This is a genomic window from Methylibium sp., from assembly GCF_965279545.1.
Classification (GTDB): domain Bacteria; phylum Pseudomonadota; class Gammaproteobacteria; order Burkholderiales; family Burkholderiaceae_C; genus Methylibium.
The window spans coordinates 3,100,928-3,118,585 of sequence record NZ_OZ257250.1 but is presented as its reverse complement, the minus strand read 5'-3'; the positions used below and the strand labels follow the sequence as shown (position 1 = coordinate 3,118,585).

The window sequence follows — 17,658 nt, the reverse complement described above, 5'->3', positions numbered from 1 at the left end:
CTTCGCTCAGCGTTCAGTCAGGCAAGGGTCGCAGGAATGCGGCCCTTTTTCATGCCCGGGCCGCGACGAGGCCCGGGATAATCGCCGCATGGATGTCTCGCCGCTGCTGCAGCGCTACCTGGACAGTTGCCTCGCGGAGGTGCCGCGCTGGATGAGCCGGGCGGCAAACGATGCCTTGCAGGCCTTGCACGCTCCGACCACCCGCAGCGCCCTGCGCGAGCTGCCGGTGCGGCCCCGCGACGAAGCCGAAATGGCGCTGTGCCACAATCACCCGCTGTGGGCCCGCCGGGTGGGCGAGTTGCTGGCGACGCGGTGGCGTGCCGAGCTGGACGCCGCGCTGCCCGAAGCGGGCGCAACGCCCGCGCCGCGCGCCGTGTGGTCGGCCGACGCGCTGACCCTGGTCGACGACGCGGAAGCCGAAGAAAACATCGAGCTGCTGCGTGCCGTGCAGCTGGTCGACCATGCGGCGGAGCTCGAGCTTCATGACCTGCAGGCGCGTACTGCAACCTTGCGCGGCCAGGACACGGTGCGCAAGAACTCCAACCTGCTGCGGTCCGACCTGCTGGTGCGGGCCGTCTGGGACGCCAGCGAGGTGCTGGGTCTCGGTGCGCCGGCGCGCAAGGCGTTGATGCGCGCCTGCGGCGAGCCGCTGGCGCAAGCACTGCGGCAGGTCGCGATCGACGCCGGCCGGCGGCTGGCCGACTGGGGTGTCGGCCAGGCCGCGTGGAAGGCCAGCTCGACACCGGCGGCGCGGCGAATCGCACCACCGAACTCCGGCTACGACCTGACGCGCCCCGGTGCGCTCGACAGCCTGCGCAGCCGCCTCAGCACGCGCCAGGCGAGCATCGACGGCGCCACGCGCGCCGGCGTGATGGACGAGGCCGAGTCGCTGCAACAGCTGGACCACAACCTGGTGCACGTGCTGGCCCGCCGCCCCCTGGGGGCGAATGGCGCCGAGCGCTTGATGGCCCGCCTGCCCTTTCTCGAGGCGGCCGGCCGCAACGACGACGACCGCGAGGTGATGCTGCTGATCGCCCACCTGATCGGCGCGGTGCTCGACGATGCCCTGCTGCCCGTGTCGGTGCACACCGCGCTCGCCGCGCTGCAGGGTCCCTTGCTGCGCGTCGCGCTGCGCGAGCCGCGCGTGCTGGAAGACCACTCGCATCCGATCTGGCAGATGATGATCCGGCTCGCCTCGCACACGGCCGGCTTCCAGGACGACGACGATCCGCGCCTGTGCACCCTGCTGAAGGACGTCGGTGACCTGTTCGTGCGCCTGCAGGCGGCACCGCCCGCGGTTGCGGTGCACGCGCAGGCGCTGACGGCGCTCGACACGCTGCTCGTGGACGAGCTCGATGCCGAACGGCGTGAGGCGGCAGCGCCGATCGCCAAGCTGCAGGCCGCGGCGCGGCGCGCCACGCTGGTCGAGGCGCTGCGCCGCCAGGTCCGCCTGGAGCTGCACGGTGCCACCTCGCCGTGGCGGATCGAAGGCAGCACGCCGGCCACTGCATCGGCCGCCGTGGTGCTGGACGACACGCTGCAGCATTTCCTCACGGGTCCCTGGGCCGACGCGCTCGCGCATGCCATGCTGAACGATGGCGAGCACGCCGAGACGACGCGCGGCCTGCTGGCCGTGGTGCCGGACCTGCTCGCCAGCCTCGCGCCGGTGTGCAGCGAGAACGATCGGCGCAGGCTGGTCGCTGCGGTGCCGGCGCTGGTGCAGCGGCTGCAGCAGGGCATGGCGCGCATCGCGATGCCGGCCCCACAACGCGACGCCGTGCTCTGCGCGTTGATGGCACGCCACACCGAGCTGCTGCGCGCGCCCGGCAGCGCCGCGCCGCCTGCGCTCACGCCGGAAGAGATCGTGCGCCAGCTGCGCGACGAAGAGTTGCCGGCCGGTCCCGGGCCGCGTGCGGCCGCCGGTGATTCGATGTTCGACATCGCGACGCTCGACACCGTGCCTGCTGCCCTGATCCCCGAGACGCCGAGCCCCGGCGCGCGCAGCTGGCTGCAGCACCTGACGGTCGGCACCTGGTGCCGGCTGGTTGCCCGTGGTGACTGGACCGTCGCGCGCGTGCTGTGGGTCGACGAAGCCCGCGAGCACTGGCTGTTCAGCGATGCCGAGCTCGGGCTGACGCACGGCCTCACGCGCAGCGCGCTCGAGCGCCTGGCCGTCGGTGGTCTGGCGGCGCCGCTCGAGGAACGCAACCTCATCGAGCGTGCTGTCGACGCCTTGATGGCCCCCCCGCGTCACGCCACGCTGCGCTGAAGCGGTGCTGCCGCGGCGGCGGCGAGGCGCCCACCGCACAATCGCGGCATGCGTCGATGCCGTGTCCTGTCATGTCTGCGCGCGTGCCTGTTCGTGTGCGTTTTCGGCCCCGCGGCTGCGGTCGAATCGGCGGGTGGGAGCGCTTCGCCGCTGCCGGCTGCCGCACAGGCCGCCTCGGCGCCGGCGGCTGCTGCGCCGGTGGTCGCGGCACGGCCGCTGCAGCCGGCGGGGCGGCCCCGCATCGGCCTCGTGCTGTCGGGGGGCGGTGCGCGCGGTCTCGCCCATGTGGGCGTGCTGAAGGTGCTGGAGCGCGAGCGCATCCCGATCGATGCGATCGCCGGCACCTCGATGGGCGCGATCATCGGTGGCCTGTACGCCAGTGGCATGAGCGCCGAGGTGCTCGAGCGCGAACTCCTCAAGGTCGACTGGGACCAGCTGTTCGCAACCCGCGTGGCGCGGCGTGAGCTGTCGCAGCGGCGCAAGGAAACCGACTTCGAGATTGCCTGGGCGCTCGAGATCGGCCTGCGCGACGGCGAGCTGCGGGTGCCGATCGGCACGCTGTCGAGCCGTGGTCTGGAGTCCTTGTTGCGCCGCTACACCCTGCCGGTGCGTGCAGTGCGCGACTTCGACCGGTTGCCCACGCCGTTCCGCGCCGTTGCCACCGACATGGAGACCGGCCAGCCGTTGGTGCTGAAGGAGGGTGATCTGGCGCTCGCCATGCGCTCCAGCATGAGTGTGCCCGGCGTGTTCGCGCCGACCGAGATCGAAGGCCGCATCCTGGGGGACGGCGGCCTGGTGAACAACCTGCCGATCGACGTGGTGCGCGCGATGGGGGTCGATGTGGTGATCGCCGTCAACATCGGCACCCCGCTGGGCGGGCGCGAGACGCTCGGCTCGCTGCTGGGGGTGACCTCGCAGATGATCAACATCCTGACCGAGCAGAACGTGCAGCGCAGCCTGGTGACGCTGACGCCGCGCGACCTGCTGATCGCGCCGCAGCTCGGTGCGCTCACCTCGGCCGATTTTGCCAAGACCACGGCGCTGATCGAGCTGGGCGAACTGCAGACCGCGCAGAAGGTACTGGAGCTCCAGCCCTACGGCATCGACGCGGCCAGCTACCAGGCCTGGACGCAGGCGCGCACCCAGCCCGGGCTGCCGCAGCCCACGCTTGGCTTCGTGAAGTTCGAGGGCAACGAGGTCACGCAACCGGGGCGCTTTGCCGCGGCGCTGGAAACCCGCCCTGGCCAGCCCTTCGCTGCCGATGCCGCCGAGCGGGACGCGCGCCGCCTCGCGGCCAGCGGCGACTACACCCGCGTCGACTATCAACTCGTGCGCGACGGGACCGGCGACGACGGCGTGGTGTTCAACCTCGAGGAGAAGCCCTGGGGGCCGAACTATTTCCGCTTCGGCATCGGCCTGTCCACCGACTTCAGCGGTCGCAGCAGCTTCAACATCAAGATCGCGCACGTCTGGCGCTGGCTGGATGCTGCCGGCAGCGAGTGGCGCAACGGCGTCCAGATCGGCTCGAACCCGGGGTGGCTCACCGAGTGGTACCACCCGCTGGGCTGGAGCACCTCGCTCGGCAGCGACTGGTTCATCGCGCCGACGGCGAGCATCGACCGCAAGGAGGTCGTCACCTACGCCAGCGCCGAGGGGCCCGAGAGCGGGCGCTTCCGCCGCAGCAGCGTGCGCCTCGGGCTCGACCTCGGCCAGCCCTGGGGAGAATTTGGTGAACTGCGCCTGGGTCCTTACCTGCAGCGCTGGGACGACAAGACGCTCATCGTCAGCAGCGATTTCGCCGCAGCCGATCAGGGTACCGAACGCCGCGAAGTGGGGTTGCGATTGCGTGCAGTCGTCGACCAACTCGACTACGCCTTCTTCGCGCAGGAAGGCTATCGGCTGGTCGGCGAGGTGGCGCGCGGGAAGGTGCGCAACGGCAGCGACGCCGGCGACGCCGAACAAGACTTCAGCCGCATCGAGGCCAACGTGAACTTCGCCACCACCTGGGCCACGAAGCACACGCTGAACTTCTACGGCAGCACGCTGTTCGCCGGCCGGGCCACGCCGCTGGGGCGCGGCCTGTACACGCTCGGCGGCTTCCAGAATCTGTCGGGCTACAAGCCGGGGCAGGTCGAAGGCAATTACCTGCTGTTCGGGCGCGCCAGCTACTACTACCGCCTCACGCCGCCGGCACTGACGCGCGGCTTCTTCGCCGGCTTCTCGCTCGAGGCCGGCAACGCCTGGGCCGAGCGCCGCCAGATGAGCCTCGGTGACCTGCGCACCGGCATGAGCGCCTTCCTCGGTGCCGACACGGGGCTCGGTCCGCTCTATCTCGGCCTGGCCTACGCGCCGCGGGGCGAGACGGCGCTGTATCTGCTGCTCGGTCGGCCGTGACGCCCCTGCCGTCAAGCCGGTGATGCCACGGGCGCGCCATGTGCCCAGGTGTGCAGCACCTGGGCGGCGTCGCCGACGCCGCGTTGGTTCAGGGCCGAGAACAACGCGAGGCTCAGGTCGGCGTCGTCGGTCGCCAGCTGGCCGAGCACGGCCTGCGCTTTGGCGAGCGACGCGTCGGCCTCCCGGCGGTTGAGCTTGTCGGCCTTGGTCAGCAGCACCAGCAGCTTGATCTCGCCGGTGCCGACGCGCGGCGCGACGAAGGCCAGCAGTTGCTGGTCGAGTTCGGTGAAGCCGAGGCGCGAATCGACCATCAGCACCACGCCCGAGAGGCTGCGCCGCAGTTCCAGGTACTGGGCCATCACCTGCTGCCAGCGCAGCTTGGCGCCGCGCGCGACCGCCGCATAGCCGTAGCCGGGCAGGTCGGCGAACAGCGCGTCCGGTGCGTCCTTCGGGCCGAGCGAGAACAGGTTGATGTGCTGTGTGCGGCCGGGCGTCTTGGACGCGAAGGCCAGGCGCTTTTGCTGCGTCAGCCGGTTGATCGCGGTGGACTTGCCGGCATTCGAGCGGCCGACGAAAGCGATCTCCGGCAGCTCGTTGACCGGCAGGTGTTCGAGCTGCGCGGCAGTGGTCAGGAATCGGGCGGTGTGGGTCCAGGCCAGCGCCACTTTGGCGGGGTCCGGGACCGCCGGGGTGGGCGTGTTCATGCAGCATTGTAAAATCTTGGGTTAGCTGTCGGGTCTGACCCGTGCGCCACTCACTCCTCCATCTGCTCGCCATGAAGTCTGTCCTGTCATTCCTGTTGGCCGCCGCCCTCGTGACCCCGGTTCTGGCGGAGGAGGCCAAGGCGCCTGCCAAGCCCGACCTGAAGAAGGGCGAAGCGATCTCGACCACGGTGTGCGCCGCGTGCCATACGGCCGATGGTTCGCGCGGCAGCCCGGCCAATCCCATCCTGGCCGGACAGCACCCCGAGTACCTCGCCAAGCAACTGGCCGAGTTCAAGTCGGGCAAGCGCAGCAACCCCATCATGACGGGCATGGCTTCCACGCTGAGCGAGGACGACATGCGCAACGTCGCTGCGTTCTACGCCAGCAAGCAGGCCAAGCCGGGCTTTGCGAAGGGCAAGGACACCGTGGTGCTGGGCCAGCGGATCTACCGCGGCGGCATCGCCGACAAGCAGGTTCCCGCCTGTGCCGGCTGTCACAGCCCGACCGGAGCCGGCATCCCCGCCCAGTTCCCGCGCATCGCCGGTCAGCATGCCGACTACACCGAGGCGCAACTGGTCGCTTTTCGTGGCGGCGCGCGCAATAACAACGCGCAGATGAGCGTGATTGCGGCCAAGCTGAGCGACAAGGAGCTCAAGGCCGTCGCCGACTACATCGCCGGGCTGCGCTGACCGCGGCGCGTTTGCGCGGTTTCCCCGAAGGCCGGCTCGTCGCCGGCCTTCGCGCTTGTGCGATGCGCAGCCGGTCGCCGCCGAATCGAGGCAGTGCGGGATTCCGGTTGAACTTTCTAGCCTTCGTCGCCTCTGCCTGTTCGCCCCTCGAATGAAGCTTCCATGACTGTCAGCACCACCGGCCTCGAACTGCCGACCCGCTCGCGCACGCTGCGCGAAGCGGTCGAGGTGCTGTCGTCGATGCGTTTCTCGATCACGCTGCTCACGGTGATCTGCATCGTCTCCGTGATCGGCACCGTGGTCCGGCAGCACGAGTCGCTGAACAACTATGTCAATCAGTTCGGACCGTTCTGGGCCAAGGTGTTCGATGCGCTCGACCTGTACGCGGTCTACAGCGCCTGGTGGTTCCTGCTGATCCTGGCGTTCCTGGTGGCCTCGACCAGCCTGTGCATCGCGCGCAACGCGCCGAAGATCCTGGTCGATCTGAGGGTCTACAAGGAGCAGCTGCGTGCGAGCAGCCTGAAGTCCTTCCATCACCGCGCCGAGGGCGTGCTCGACGATCCGCGCGATGCGGTCCTCGCACGCGTGTCGGCGCTGCTGGTCGCCGGAGGCTGGAAGGCCAGGACGCACGAGCGCGAGGGCGGCGTGATGGTGGCGGCCAAGAAGGGCTCCGCCAACAAGCTCGGCTACCTGGCCGCGCACTCGGCGATCGTGCTGGTGTGCATCGGCGGCTTGCTCGACGGCGATCTGATGGTGCGTGCGCAGATGGCCCTGCTCGGCAAGTCCGCCTGGGCGGGCGCAGGCCTGCTGCGCAATGTGCCGGCCGAGCACGTGCTGGGCGAAGGCAATCCGACCTACCGCGGCAACATCCTCGTCGGTGAAGGGCAGCGCGGCGGCACCGCGGTGATCCAGCTGAAGGACGGCGTGGTGTTGCAGCCGCTGCCGTTCGACATCGAGCTGAAGAAGTTCATCGTCGACTTCTACCCGACCGGCATGCCCAAGCGCTTTGCCAGCGACATCGTGCTGCACGACCACGACACCGGCGCGACCCGGATCGCGACCGTGAAGGTCAACGAGCCGGTGCAGCACCGCGGCGTGATGATCTACCTGTCGAGCTTCGAGGACGGCGGCTCCAAGCTCAAGCTGCGGGCCTGGCCGCTGGCCGGCGGCGCACCGTTCGAGATGAACGGCGAGGTCGGTACCGAGACCCAGCTCAAGAGCGAGCGCGATGGTCAGACGCTGGGGCTGGAATTCACCGGCCTGCGCGTGATCAACGTCGAGAACCTCGCGGCGGCCGATGCGAGTCGGACCGACGTCCGCACGGTCGATCTCGTCAACCGCCTCGAAAGCCACCTGGGGTCCGGCGCGAAGACGCGCACCGAGAAGACGCTGCAGAACGTCGGCCCCTCGATCAGCTACAAGCTGCGCGACGCGGCCGGCCAGGCGCGCGAGTACAGCAACTACATGCTGCCGTTGACGCTGGAGGGCCAGCGCGTCTTCCTCGCCGGGGTGCGCGACACCCCCAACGAGCCCTTCCGTTACCTGCGCATTCCGGCCGACGATGCCGGCAGCCTGGCGGGCTGGATGCGCCTGCGCACGGGCCTGAACGAGCGCCCGCTGCGCGAAGCGGCCGTGCAGCGCTACGTGGTGCGGGCCACGCCGGCCGACAAGCCCGAACTCGCCCAGCAGCTCGCCGTGTCGGCGCAGCGTGCGCTCGACCTGTTCGCCGGCATCGAGTCGGCGCGTGCCGGCGAGAAGCCCGTCGGCGGGCTGCAGGCACTGTCCGACTTCCTCGAAGGCAGCGTGCCCGAAGCCGACCGCGGCCGCACATCGGAAGTGCTGCTGCGCATCCTCAACGGCACGCTGTTCGAGATGCTGAACCTGACGCGCGAGCGCGCCGGCCTGAAGGCGCTGACCCCCGACGACGGCACCCAGGCCTACATGACGCAGGCGGTGCTGTCGCTGTCGGATGCCTTCTTCTACCCGGCGCCGGTGCTGCTGGCCCTGGACGACTACACCCAGGTGCAGGCCAGCGTGTTCCAGGTCACGCGCACGCCGGGCAAGACGCTGGTCTACGCCGGCTGCCTGTTCCTGATCGTCGGCGTGTTCGCGATGCTCTATGTGCGTGAACGCCGCCTGTGGATCTGGCTCGAACACCTGCCGACAGGCGGCACGCGGCTGACCACCGCCCTGTCCGCGACCCGACAGACGCTCGACACGGACCGCGAATTCGAGCAGATTCGCGACACCCTGCTACCGAAGGCAAGCGCATGAACACCACCACCCGAACCCCTCCGCTGATGATCGGCCCGGGCGGCTACTTCACGCGCCGCAGCCTCTTCGACTGGGTTTTTGCGCTGCTGGTCGTGGCCGGCGCGGGCTATGCGTTCAGCCGCTACGGCGCCCACATGGACGGCTACGAACTCGGCATCCTCGCCGGCGCGACGCCGCTGGTGATCAGCCTGGGCTGGTTCTGGGGCCCGCTGCGCGTGCTGGCGATCGCCGTCGCGCTGGCCAGCTTCCTCGCGATCGGCCTGTACAGCCGCGCGACCGACAGCTTCGGTGCCGACCTCGAGGCCGGGCAGCAGCTGTTCCTGCTGAAGTACCTGTTCGCGAGCCAGACCGCGATCCTGTGGATGAGCACGCTGTTCTTCATGAGCACGCTGTTCTACTGGATCGGCTTCTTCAGGCGCGCCGGCCAGGCCACGGCCGAGAAGATCGGCTCGCTGCTCGCCTGGGGTGCGGTCTTCATGGCGCTCACCGGCACCATGGTGCGCTGGTACGAGAGCCATCAGATCGGCGCCGATATCGGCCACATCCCGGTCAGCAACCTCTACGAGGTGTTCGTGCTGTTCGCGTGGCTGACGGCGCTGTTCTACCTCTACTTCGAGGCGCACTACCTGCAGCGCGCGGCCAGCACGGTGAGCGGGCGGGCCGCCAACGCCGGCAACGGCGAGGGCAGCGTGCGCTCGCTCGGCGCCTTCGTGATGCTGGTCGTCAGCGCGGCGGTCGGCTTCCTGCTCTGGTACACGGTGGCGCGCGAGGCGCAGGAAATCCAGCCCCTGGTCCCGGCGCTGCAGAGCTGGTGGATGAAGGTGCACGTGCCGGCCAACTTCGTCGGCTACGGCACCTTCGCGCTGTCGGCGATGGTGGCCTGGGCCTATTTGCTCAAGACCGCCGGCACGCGCGCGCTGGTGATCGCCTTCGTTGCCTTGCCGCTGGGCCTGCTCGCGGTCCTGGGCGCCTTCGCGGCCTTCGCGCCGCTGCAGGCCGAGACGGTCGGCTCGCTGGCGTCGGCCATGCGCCTGATCGGCGGCGTGGGCGCCTTCTTCGCACTGACGCTGGCGCTGCGCCGCCCGATCGTGGCGAAGCTGCCGGCCGTCGAACTGCTCGACGACGTGATGTACAAGGCGATCGCCGTCGGCTTCGCCTTCTTCACGATCGCCACGGTGCTCGGCGCGCTGTGGGCGGCCGAGGCCTGGGGCGGCTACTGGAGCTGGGACCCGAAGGAGACCTGGGCGCTGATCGTCTGGCTCAATTACGCGGCCTGGCTGCACATGCGGCTGATGAAGGGCCTGCGCGGCAGCGTGGCGGCCTGGTGGGCGCTGACCGGCCTGGTGGTCACGACCTTTGCCTTCCTCGGCGTGAACATGTTCCTGTCGGGGCTGCACTCCTACGGGCAGTTGTAAGCGGCGGGCTGCCGGTCCGCTTAAAGTCGAGGCGCCATGCCCTATGCCCTGCGCCACACCGACGGCCGCATCCTGAGCCTGCACCGCAACCCGGAAGCAGGCTCGGAGTTCGTGCCGGCCGAGCATCCCGACGTGCAGGCCTTCCTCGGCCCCGGTGCCGGCGATCCGCAAAGCGAGTTCGCGAGGCTCGATGCCGACGTGGTGCGCGTGCTCGAGGACCTGATCGACGTGCTGATCGCCCGCCAGGTGCTGCGCATCACCGACCTGCCGGTGCAGGCACAGGAAAAGCTGTACGCGCGCAAGAGCTTTCGCGACCGCAAGCCGGCCCGGGCGCTGCGTCTCTACGGCGATGGCGACGACGACGGCATCATCTCGACGGATTTCGGCACCCTCTGAGCGCTCCCAGGCCCGCCGCCTTGCGGCGGCCGCTCCGAGCGGGCCAGGAGAATCCCGGGGAGGTTCCTGGAGAAGCGGCAGGATGCCGGCTGTAAGGTCGGCCGTGCCGCAGCGACTGCTGTGCATGCCGGTGTCGCCACGGAACTCCAGCCCGGCGGCACCCTTCGAACCCTGCGTTCTCCTCCCGGGCCACCGACCATGCTGACTCCTCGACACGCCCGCCTGGGCACCCTCCACCCCGTGTCCAGCGAGATCACGCCGCGCACGGTCTACGAGCAGCGGCGCGCCTTCCTGCACCTGCTGGCGGCCGGCGGTGCCGGCGCTGCGCTCGCCGGCTGGGCGCAGCGCGAGGCGCTCGCGCAAACGGCCCGGCCCGGCAAACTCGCGGCCCTGCCCGGGGCCCGCAGCGGCGTGGCCGGCGCCTCGGCGGTGGAGAAACCGACCCCCTATGCCGACGCCACCAGCTACAACAATTTCTACGAATTCGGCACCGGCAAGGAAGATCCGGCACACAACGCCGGCAAGCTGCAGACGCGGCCCTGGACGGTGGCGATCGAGGGCGAGGTCAGGAAGCCGCAGACGCTCGGCATCGAAGAGCTGCTCAAGCTCGGCCCGATGGAGGAGCGTATTTACCGCTTGCGCTGCGTCGAGGGCTGGTCGATGGTGATCCCGTGGGTTGGCTACTCGCTGGCCGAACTGATCAAGCGCGTCGAGCCGACCGGCAACGCGAAGTACGTCGAGTTCGTGACGCTGGCCGATCCGAAGCAGATGCCCTTCGTCGGCTCGCGCGTGCTCGAATGGCCCTATGTCGAAGGCCTGCGCCTGGACGAAGCGATGCACCCGCTGACGCTGCTTGCCTTCGGCATGTACGGCGAGGTGCTGCCCAACCAGAACGGCGCGCCGGTGCGGCTGGTGGTGCCCTGGAAGTACGGTTTCAAGAGCGCCAAGTCCATCGTCAAGATCCGCTTCGTCGAACAGCAGCCCCGCACCGCCTGGCTCAAGGCCGCGGCCCAAGAATACGGCTTCTACTCGAACGTGAACCCCAAGGTCGACCACCCGCGCTGGAGCCAGGCCACCGAGCGGCGCATCGGCGAGGACGGCATCTTCCAGAAGAAGCGCCCGACGCAGATGTTCAACGGCTACGAAGCGCAGGTCGGGCAGCTCTACGCCGGCCTGGACCTCGCGAAGAACTACTGATGGGCGCGACGACGCTGCCGGCTGGTGCCGCGCCGCGCCGCGCGGCGTCGGTGCTGTTGCGCCCCGCGGCCAAGCCCTTGCTGTTCGTCGCGAGCCTGCTGCCGTTCGCCTGGCTGCTCTATGGTGCGCTCGCCAACACGCTGGGCGCCAACCCGGCCGAGGCGCTGATCCGCGCCACCGGCGACTGGACGCTGCGTTTCCTCTGCCTCACGCTGGCCATCACGCCGCTGCGGCAATGGACCGGGCAGCCGGCGCTGGCGCGCTTTCGGCGCATGCTGGGGCTGTTCACCTTCTTCTACGGCGTGCTGCATTTCCTCTGCTACGCCTGGCTGGACATGGGCTTCGACCTCGCCGACATCACGCGCGACATCCCGAAGCGGCCGTTCGCCCTGGTCGGCTTCGCCGCGCTGCTGCTGATGACGCCGCTGGCGGCCACCTCGTTCAACCGCGCGATCAAGGCGCTCGGTGCCAAGCGCTGGCAGGCGCTGCACCGGCTCATCTACGCGGTGGCGCTGCTCGCCATCCTGCATTTCTTCTGGATGCGCTCGGCCAAGCACAACTACGCCGAAGTGGCGGTTTACGCCGCCATCCTCTCGGTACTGCTGGGCTGGCGGCTGCTGCGGCGCTTGCGCCGACCGGCCGCGAAGACATCAAGCTGAACCGGGCCGGCCTCAACTGCGCGGGATATCGCGCGGGCTGCCATCCATGTTGACCGCGACATAGGTCAGGCTGGCTTCGGTCACCTTGACCACCACCGGCGCGGCCGGATTGCGCTCGGCATAGACCTCGACGTGCACGGTGATCGAGGTGCGGCCGATGCGCTCCACGCGGGCGTAGAAGCTGAGCAGGTCACCGACCGACACCGGCTGCTTGAAAACGAACTGGTTCACCGCCACTGTGACAATGCGGCCACGGGCGACCCGGGCCGGCAGCACGGCGCCGGCCAGGTCGACCTGGGCCATGATCCAGCCACCGAAGATGTCGCCGTTGGGGTTGGCGTCGGCGGGCATCGGCATCACCCGCATCACCAGCGCCAGATCGGGGTCGACATGGGCCAGGTTGGCGCAGAGCAGGCCGGGCTGATGGTGCGGGCTGTCGTTCATGGTGGACTGGACAGAGTGGGACCGTTGTGGAGATTGTGATTGATGCGTCGCGCTGAAACCCTGAGTCCGCCGCCGGCGGCGGTCGCTGCGGTGCCGTCCCCGGCGGGTGGGATGGCCGCGCCGGCGCGCTCCGACTGGGCCACGCTGCGCAAGCTGCTGCCCTACCTGTGGGCCTACAAGGTCCGGGTGGTCGCGGCGCTGGCCTGTCTGATCACGGCCAAGGTCGCCAATGTCAGCGTGCCCTTGCTGCTCAAGCACCTGGTGGATGCGCTGTCCATTCCGCTCGGTGATCCGCGTGCCGCGCTGGTGGTGCCGGTCGGCCTGCTGCTGGCCTACGGCGCGCTGCGGCTGTCGACCTCGCTGTTCACGGAGCTGCGTGAACTGATCTTCGCCAAGGCGACCGAGGGCGCGGCGCGCAGCATCTCGCTGCAGGTCTTCCAGCACCTGCACGCCCTGAGCCTGCGTTTCCACCTCGAGCGCCAGACCGGCGGCATGACGCGCGACATCGAGCGCGGCACGCGCGGCGTGCAGTCGCTGATCTCGTATTCGCTCTACAGCATCCTGCCGACCCTGGTAGAGGTCGGCCTGGTGCTCGCGTTGCTGGCCGTCAAGTTCGATGCCATGTTCGCCGGGATCACGTTCGCGGCGCTGGTGGTCTACATCGCCTTCACCGTGCTGGTGACCGAATGGCGCAGCAAGTTCCGCAAGACGATGAACGAGCTCGACTCCAGTTCACACACCAAGGCGATCGACTCGCTGCTGAACTACGAGACCGTCAAGTACTTCAACAACGAGGCCTTCGAGGCGAAACGCTACGACGAGAGCCTGGACAAGCTGCGCCGCGCCAAGCTGAAGTCCCAGTCGACGCTGTCGCTGCTCAACACCGGCCAGCAGCTGCTGATCGCCATCGCGCTGATCGCGATGCTGTGGCGCGCCACCGAGGGCGTCGTGGCCGGGCGCCTGACCCTGGGCGATCTGGTGATGATCAACGCCTTCATGATCCAGCTCTACATCCCGCTCAACTTCCTGGGCGTGATCTACCGCGAGATCAAGCAGGCGCTGACCGACCTCGACAAGATGTTCGACCTGCTCGAGCGCGAACGCGAGGTGCGCGACGCGCCGGACGCGACCGAGCTTCGCGCCGACGCGCCGCCGGTCGTGCGCTTCGAGAACGTGAGCTTCGCCTATGAACCCGCGCGGCCGATCCTGCACGAGCTCAGCTTCGAGATTCCGGCCGGCCACACCATCGCGGTGGTCGGGCCGTCCGGCGCCGGCAAGAGCACGCTGGCGCGGCTGCTGTACCGCTTCTATGACGTGAGCCACGGCCGCATCACGATCGCCGGCCAGGACCTCCGCCAGCTCACGCAGGCCAGCCTGCGCCGGGCCATCGGCATCGTGCCGCAGGACACCGTGCTGTTCAACGACACCGTGGCCTACAACATCGCCTACGGCCGGCCCGGGGCGAGCCAGGCCGAGGTCGAGGCGGCGGCCCAGGCTGCGCGCATCCACGGTTTCATCGCGTCGACCCCCAAGGGCTACGACACCATGGTGGGTGAGCGCGGTCTCAAGCTCTCGGGCGGGGAGAAGCAGCGCGTCGCCATCGCGCGCACGCTGCTGAAGAACCCGCCGATCGTCATCTTCGACGAGGCGACCTCGGCGCTCGATTCAGCGAACGAGCGGGCGATCCAGGCAGAGCTGCAGACCGCGGCGCGCAACAAGACCGCGCTGGTCATCGCGCACCGGCTGTCGACCGTGGTCGATGCCGATCAGATCCTGGTGATGGAGGCGGGCCGCATCGTCGAGCGCGGCACGCACGCCGAACTGCTGGCCCGCGAGGGGCCCTACGCGCAGATGTGGGCGCTGCAGCAGAGCGGCGGCGAGGGCGACGACGCCGTGGCCGGTGCGCCGGGCGGTGCCTTGCCGCAGCGCTAGTCGCTCAGGCGCTGCCGCCTTCAGGCGGCGTGCCGGCCGGCGGCGCGCCGGTGGCGGCGTCGTTCGGGTTCGGCTCGCTGCCTTCTTCACCCGCCTTGCCGGGGGTGGTCTTGCGCTGCAGCTTCTCTTCCTTCTTGCGCTTCTTCGCCAGCTCGCGCTGGCGCTTCTCGTATGAATAGTTCGGGGTCGCCAATCAGCCCTCCTGCAGATGCTGGGGTGCATGGTAACCGGGCAGCAGCGGCCTGAGTTGGCGCGCCAGCCATTCGCCCGGCGTCAGGCCAGCGGCCTGCGCGGCATCGTTGAGCGCCACGACCAGGCCGGCCGGCAACTTGGCCGCGAACGGCACCAGGCCGGCGGCCTGGTCCAGGCGGCGCTGTTCGCGCCGGTCCACGGCCGGCGCCGCTGCCGTGCCGAAACGCGCCGGTGTGCCAGACTGCGCCAGCTTTCCCAAGGTCTTCATCGCCTTGCTTTTCTCGAGTTCGAACTTCTTACTTGGCATCGCATCCGCTCCATGGCTCTCAAATCGACGGTCTTCAAGGCCGAACTCCAGGTCGCCGACATGGACCGTGCCCACTACGGCACCCACGCGCTGACGCTGGCCCAGCACCCGTCGGAGAACGACGAGCGGATGATGGTGCGGCTGCTCGCCTACGCACTGCATGCCGGAGACGAGGACCAGGCCCCATTGTCGTTCGCCAACGCGATGACCGAAATGGACGAGCCCGACCTGTGGAAGCGCAGCCTGGTCGGCGACATCGAACTGTGGGTCGATGTCGGCCAGCCGGAGGAGAAGTGGCTGCGCAAGGCCAGTCACCGCTCGCGCGAGGTGGTGCTCTACATCTACGGCCGCAGCGGCAGCCTGTGGTGGAGTCAGAATCGCGGACCGCTGGAGAAGCTCGCGAACCTGCGCGTGCGCCAGATCCCGGCCGAGGCGAGCGCCGCACTGGCGCTGCTGGCCCGCCGTACGATGAAGCTGCAGTGCACGGTGCAGGACGGCACGGTGTGGCTGGGCGATGGCGAGGAGACGGTGGCACTGGAACTGGTCGAGCTCAAGGCATCGCAGGTCCGCTGACGGCCGCCACGGCGATGCGCAGGCGCTGGCTACACTGCGGCGCGTGGAAACCAAATGGCTGGAAGACTTCGTGAGCCTGGCTGAAACGCGCAGCTTCTCGCGTTCGGCGCAGTTGCGCCACGTCACGCAGCCGGCGTTCTCGCGGCGCATCCAGGCGCTGGAAGCCTGGGCCGGCACCGATCTGGTGGACCGCTCGTCCTACCCGACGCGGCTCACGCCGGCCGGCGAGAGCTTCCATGCCCAGGCGCTCGAGATCCTGGTGGCCCTGCAGGCCACACGCAACCTGCTGCGCGGCCACCGGGCGGCCGGGCCGGACATGATCGAGTTCGCGGTGCCGCACACGTTGGCGTTCGCCTTCTTCCCGCACTGGATCATGGAGTTGAACCGGGGTCTCAAGCGCGAATCCGGTGCGCTCAAGAGCCGGCTGATCGCGCTCAACGTGCACGACGCGGTGCTGCGCCTGACCGAAGGCAGCTGCGACCTGCTGATCGCCTACCACCACCCGGCGCAGCCGCTGCAGCTCAACACCGATCGCTACGAGATGCTCACGCTCGGAGAGGAGTCGCTGCGCGCCTACGCCAAGGCGGGGGCCGACGGTGAACCCATGTTCCGCCTGCCGGGGCGCGATCGCGAGCGGGTGCCTTTTCTCGGTTACGCCAGCGGCGCCTACCTCGGGCAGCTGGTCGACCTGATCATCAAGCACACGCCACTGCCGGTGCTGCTCGACCCCATCTACGAGACCGACATGGCCGAGGGCCTGAAGGCCATGGCGCTCGAGGGCCATGGCCTGGCCTTCCTGCCGGCCAGTTCGGTGCGCAAGGAACTGAAGACGCGCAAGCTGGTGCCGGCCGCACCCTCGGGCAGCTTCGAGCTGAGCATGGACGTGCGCATCTACCGCGAGCGGCCCGAGGTCGCCAAACACAGCAAGCCCGGGGTCCAGGCCCTGTGGGAGTATCTGCAGCGCCAAGAAGGGTCCGCGGCCTGAAGGAGGCACCGGCGTGCCGTGTCAGCGACCGGCCCGCCGCCGGTTCGTGCGGCCCGGAGCGTGAGTCGTGGCACGAACCCTGCTCCGGACTCGGGGCGGGCAGACCTGTGGCGACCCCGTATGGCCTGCATGCCGAGCCTCCTGTAGATTTTTGCTCTTCTGTTCCCGATACCCTGAAGGAGTCTTCATGAAGAAATCGCTCTTGATCCTCGTGGCCGCGCTGGCTGCTGCCGGTCTGGCCCAGGCCGAGGACACCCTGAAGAAGATCAAGGACTCCGGCGCCATCACCCTGGGCGTGCGCGAGTCCTCCGGTGTCCTGTCCTACACGCTGGGTGGTGCCAAGTACGTCGGCTACCACGTGGCGATCTGCGAGAAGGCGGTCGAGAACATCGAAAAGGCGGTCGGTCGCAAGCTCACGGTCAAGTATCAGCCGGTCACCTCGCAGAACCGCATTCCCCTGGTGCAGAACGGTACCGTCGACCTCGAGTGCGGCTCGACGACCAACAACGCCACGCGCCAGAAGGACGTGGCCTTCGCCAACACCACCTTCGTCGAAGAGGTGCGGATGGCGGTGAAAGCCAGTTCGGGCATCAAGTCGATCGCCGACTTGAAGGGCAAGACGGTGGCCACCACCACCGGCACGACCTCGGTGCAGACCCTGCGCAAGAACAAGCGCGCCGAAGGGTTGGAGTTCAACGAGCTGTACGGCAAGGACCACTCCGACAGCTTCCTGCTGGTCGACAGCGGCCGCGCCGATGTCTTCGTGATGGACGGCAGCCTGCTGGCCGGCCTGATCGCACGCAGCAAGAACCCGGCGGACTTCAAGATCGTCGGCGAGGTGCTGTCGGTCGAGCCGATCGCGATCATGATGCGCAAGGACGACGAGGGTCTGCTGAAGATCGTCAATGCGACGATCGCCGGCATGGTCAAGTCGGGCGAGATCTACCAGCTCTACGACAAGTGGTTCCTGCAGCCCACGCCGCCCACCGGCGCCAAGGTCGGCCTGGTCATGAGCGAGAACCTCAAGGCGGTGCTGAAGAGCCCGAACAACAAACCGATGGAAGACTACGCGAAGAAGTGAGCGAGAGCCGGTCGGGGTCGCGCAGACGCGCCCCGGCTTGAGTTGGGCGCGCGATAAGGGTACAACCCAACCGCGCCGTTGCACCGGGCGCAGGATCGCGCACCCCAGGAAAGGGAGGCCTCGTGGCCGCATGGGACTGGCAGGTGT

16 protein-coding genes are annotated in these 17,658 nt (G+C 68.9%); 12 read left to right on the top strand and 4 right to left on the bottom strand.

The annotated features are described in order from the left end of the window. Positions 1–88 precede the first annotated feature (88 nt). Both ACQY9S_RS14620 and ACQY9S_RS14615 read left to right on the top strand, forming a co-directional pair. On the top strand, positions 89–2,269 hold the full coding sequence (locus ACQY9S_RS14620; RefSeq protein WP_428420527.1) for a DUF1631 family protein: 2,181 nt from the start codon (positions 89–91) through the stop codon (positions 2,267–2,269). A gap of 48 nt (positions 2,270–2,317) precedes the next feature. Further along, positions 2,318–4,663 (top strand): patatin-like phospholipase family protein, encoded by a 2,346-nt coding sequence (locus ACQY9S_RS14615; RefSeq protein WP_428420525.1) that lies wholly within the window; start codon positions 2,318–2,320, stop codon positions 4,661–4,663. An 11-nt stretch (positions 4,664–4,674) separates the two neighbouring features. Here the strand turns inward: ACQY9S_RS14615 and yihA are convergent, their stop codons facing one another. Further along, the gene (gene yihA, locus ACQY9S_RS14610) at positions 4,675–5,367 is read right to left on the bottom strand and encodes a ribosome biogenesis GTP-binding protein YihA/YsxC (protein ID WP_428420523.1); all 693 of its coding nucleotides are present in this window, start codon (positions 5,365–5,367) and stop codon (positions 4,675–4,677) included. Positions 5,368–5,438: 71 nt separating this feature from the next. On the opposite strand from yihA, the gene ACQY9S_RS14605 reads away from it, so the two are divergent. From ACQY9S_RS14605 to ACQY9S_RS14580, 6 genes are all read left to right on the top strand, one after another. Further along, positions 5,439–6,056 (top strand): c-type cytochrome, encoded by a 618-nt coding sequence (locus ACQY9S_RS14605; RefSeq protein WP_428420521.1) that lies wholly within the window; start codon positions 5,439–5,441, stop codon positions 6,054–6,056. Positions 6,057–6,218: 162 nt separating this feature from the next. Next, positions 6,219–8,330, top strand: a complete 2,112-nt coding sequence (locus ACQY9S_RS14600; protein WP_428420519.1) for a cytochrome c biogenesis protein ResB — start codon at positions 6,219–6,221, stop codon at positions 8,328–8,330. Then, on the top strand, positions 8,327–9,745 hold the full coding sequence (gene ccsB / locus ACQY9S_RS14595) for a c-type cytochrome biogenesis protein CcsB (protein WP_428420517.1): 1,419 nt from the start codon (positions 8,327–8,329) through the stop codon (positions 9,743–9,745). Before ACQY9S_RS14600 ends, ccsB begins: the two co-directional genes overlap by 4 nt. A 36-nt stretch (positions 9,746–9,781) precedes the next feature. Continuing rightward, positions 9,782–10,141, top strand: a complete 360-nt coding sequence (locus ACQY9S_RS14590) for a hypothetical protein (RefSeq protein WP_428420515.1) — start codon at positions 9,782–9,784, stop codon at positions 10,139–10,141. 198 nt (positions 10,142–10,339) lie between these two features. After that, on the top strand, positions 10,340–11,338 hold the full coding sequence (gene msrP, locus ACQY9S_RS14585) for a protein-methionine-sulfoxide reductase catalytic subunit MsrP (protein WP_428420514.1): 999 nt from the start codon (positions 10,340–10,342) through the stop codon (positions 11,336–11,338). Then, the gene (locus ACQY9S_RS14580; protein WP_428420513.1) at positions 11,338–11,997 is read left to right on the top strand and encodes a sulfite oxidase heme-binding subunit YedZ; all 660 of its coding nucleotides are present in this window, start codon (positions 11,338–11,340) and stop codon (positions 11,995–11,997) included. The genes msrP and ACQY9S_RS14580 overlap by 1 nt, the downstream gene beginning before the upstream one ends. Before the next feature lie 12 nt (positions 11,998–12,009). Here the strand turns inward: ACQY9S_RS14580 and ACQY9S_RS14575 are convergent, their stop codons facing one another. Then, positions 12,010–12,441, bottom strand: a complete 432-nt coding sequence (locus ACQY9S_RS14575) for an acyl-CoA thioesterase (protein ID WP_428420512.1) — start codon at positions 12,439–12,441, stop codon at positions 12,010–12,012. 42 nt (positions 12,442–12,483) lie between these two features. Between ACQY9S_RS14575 and ACQY9S_RS14570 the strand changes: the two genes are divergently transcribed. Further along, entirely contained in the window at positions 12,484–14,373 is a 1,890-nt protein-coding gene (locus tag ACQY9S_RS14570) for an ABCB family ABC transporter ATP-binding protein/permease (protein ID WP_428420510.1), read from the top strand. Between the two features lie 4 nt (positions 14,374–14,377). On the opposite strand, the gene ACQY9S_RS14565 is transcribed toward ACQY9S_RS14570, so the two are convergent. Both ACQY9S_RS14565 and ACQY9S_RS14560 read right to left on the bottom strand, forming a co-directional pair. Beyond that, positions 14,378–14,566 carry a hypothetical protein gene (locus tag ACQY9S_RS14565; protein WP_428420508.1) on the bottom strand — a complete coding sequence of 63 codons (189 nt, stop codon included), beginning with the start codon at positions 14,564–14,566 and terminating at the stop codon, positions 14,378–14,380. Continuing rightward, complete coding sequence (locus ACQY9S_RS14560; RefSeq protein ID WP_428420506.1) at positions 14,567–14,872, bottom strand: hypothetical protein; 306 nt, start codon at positions 14,870–14,872, stop codon at positions 14,567–14,569. A gap of 12 nt (positions 14,873–14,884) precedes the next feature. Between ACQY9S_RS14560 and ACQY9S_RS14555 the strand changes: the two genes are divergently transcribed. The 3 genes from ACQY9S_RS14555 (at position 14,885) to ACQY9S_RS14545 (ending at position 17,511) form a co-directional block, all read left to right on the top strand. Then, on the top strand, positions 14,885–15,445 hold the full coding sequence (locus ACQY9S_RS14555; protein ID WP_428420504.1) for a YaeQ family protein: 561 nt from the start codon (positions 14,885–14,887) through the stop codon (positions 15,443–15,445). 43 nt (positions 15,446–15,488) lie between these two features. Next, positions 15,489–16,430 (top strand): LysR family transcriptional regulator, encoded by a 942-nt coding sequence (locus tag ACQY9S_RS14550; RefSeq protein ID WP_428420503.1) that lies wholly within the window; start codon positions 15,489–15,491, stop codon positions 16,428–16,430. Between the two features lie 187 nt (positions 16,431–16,617). Beyond that, positions 16,618–17,511, top strand: a complete 894-nt coding sequence (locus ACQY9S_RS14545; protein ID WP_428420501.1) for an amino acid ABC transporter substrate-binding protein — start codon at positions 16,618–16,620, stop codon at positions 17,509–17,511. The last annotated feature ends 147 nt before the right edge of the window (positions 17,512–17,658 follow it).

Excerpts from the sequence above, each read along its gene's own strand:
- ACQY9S_RS14620 (WP_428420527.1), top strand. The coding sequence starts at position 89 with ATGGATGTCTCGCCGCTGCTGCAGCGCTACCTGGACAGTTGCCTCGCG.
- ACQY9S_RS14615 (WP_428420525.1), top strand. The coding sequence starts at position 2,318 with ATGCGTCGATGCCGTGTCCTGTCATGTCTGCGCGCGTGCCTGTTCGTG.
- yihA (WP_428420523.1), bottom strand. The coding sequence starts at position 5,367 with ATGAACACGCCCACCCCGGCGGTCCCGGACCCCGCCAAAGTGGCGCTG.
- ACQY9S_RS14605 (WP_428420521.1), top strand. The coding sequence starts at position 5,439 with ATGAAGTCTGTCCTGTCATTCCTGTTGGCCGCCGCCCTCGTGACCCCG.
- ACQY9S_RS14600 (WP_428420519.1), top strand. The coding sequence starts at position 6,219 with ATGACTGTCAGCACCACCGGCCTCGAACTGCCGACCCGCTCGCGCACG.
- ccsB (WP_428420517.1), top strand. The coding sequence starts at position 8,327 with ATGAACACCACCACCCGAACCCCTCCGCTGATGATCGGCCCGGGCGGC.
- ACQY9S_RS14590 (WP_428420515.1), top strand. The coding sequence starts at position 9,782 with ATGCCCTATGCCCTGCGCCACACCGACGGCCGCATCCTGAGCCTGCAC.
- msrP (WP_428420514.1), top strand. The coding sequence starts at position 10,340 with ATGCTGACTCCTCGACACGCCCGCCTGGGCACCCTCCACCCCGTGTCC.
- ACQY9S_RS14580 (WP_428420513.1), top strand. The coding sequence starts at position 11,338 with ATGGGCGCGACGACGCTGCCGGCTGGTGCCGCGCCGCGCCGCGCGGCG.
- ACQY9S_RS14575 (WP_428420512.1), bottom strand. The coding sequence starts at position 12,441 with ATGAACGACAGCCCGCACCATCAGCCCGGCCTGCTCTGCGCCAACCTG.
- ACQY9S_RS14570 (WP_428420510.1), top strand. The coding sequence starts at position 12,484 with ATGCGTCGCGCTGAAACCCTGAGTCCGCCGCCGGCGGCGGTCGCTGCG.
- ACQY9S_RS14560 (WP_428420506.1), bottom strand. The coding sequence starts at position 14,872 with ATGCCAAGTAAGAAGTTCGAACTCGAGAAAAGCAAGGCGATGAAGACC.
- ACQY9S_RS14555 (WP_428420504.1), top strand. The coding sequence starts at position 14,885 with ATGGCTCTCAAATCGACGGTCTTCAAGGCCGAACTCCAGGTCGCCGAC.
- ACQY9S_RS14545 (WP_428420501.1), top strand. The coding sequence starts at position 16,618 with ATGAAGAAATCGCTCTTGATCCTCGTGGCCGCGCTGGCTGCTGCCGGT.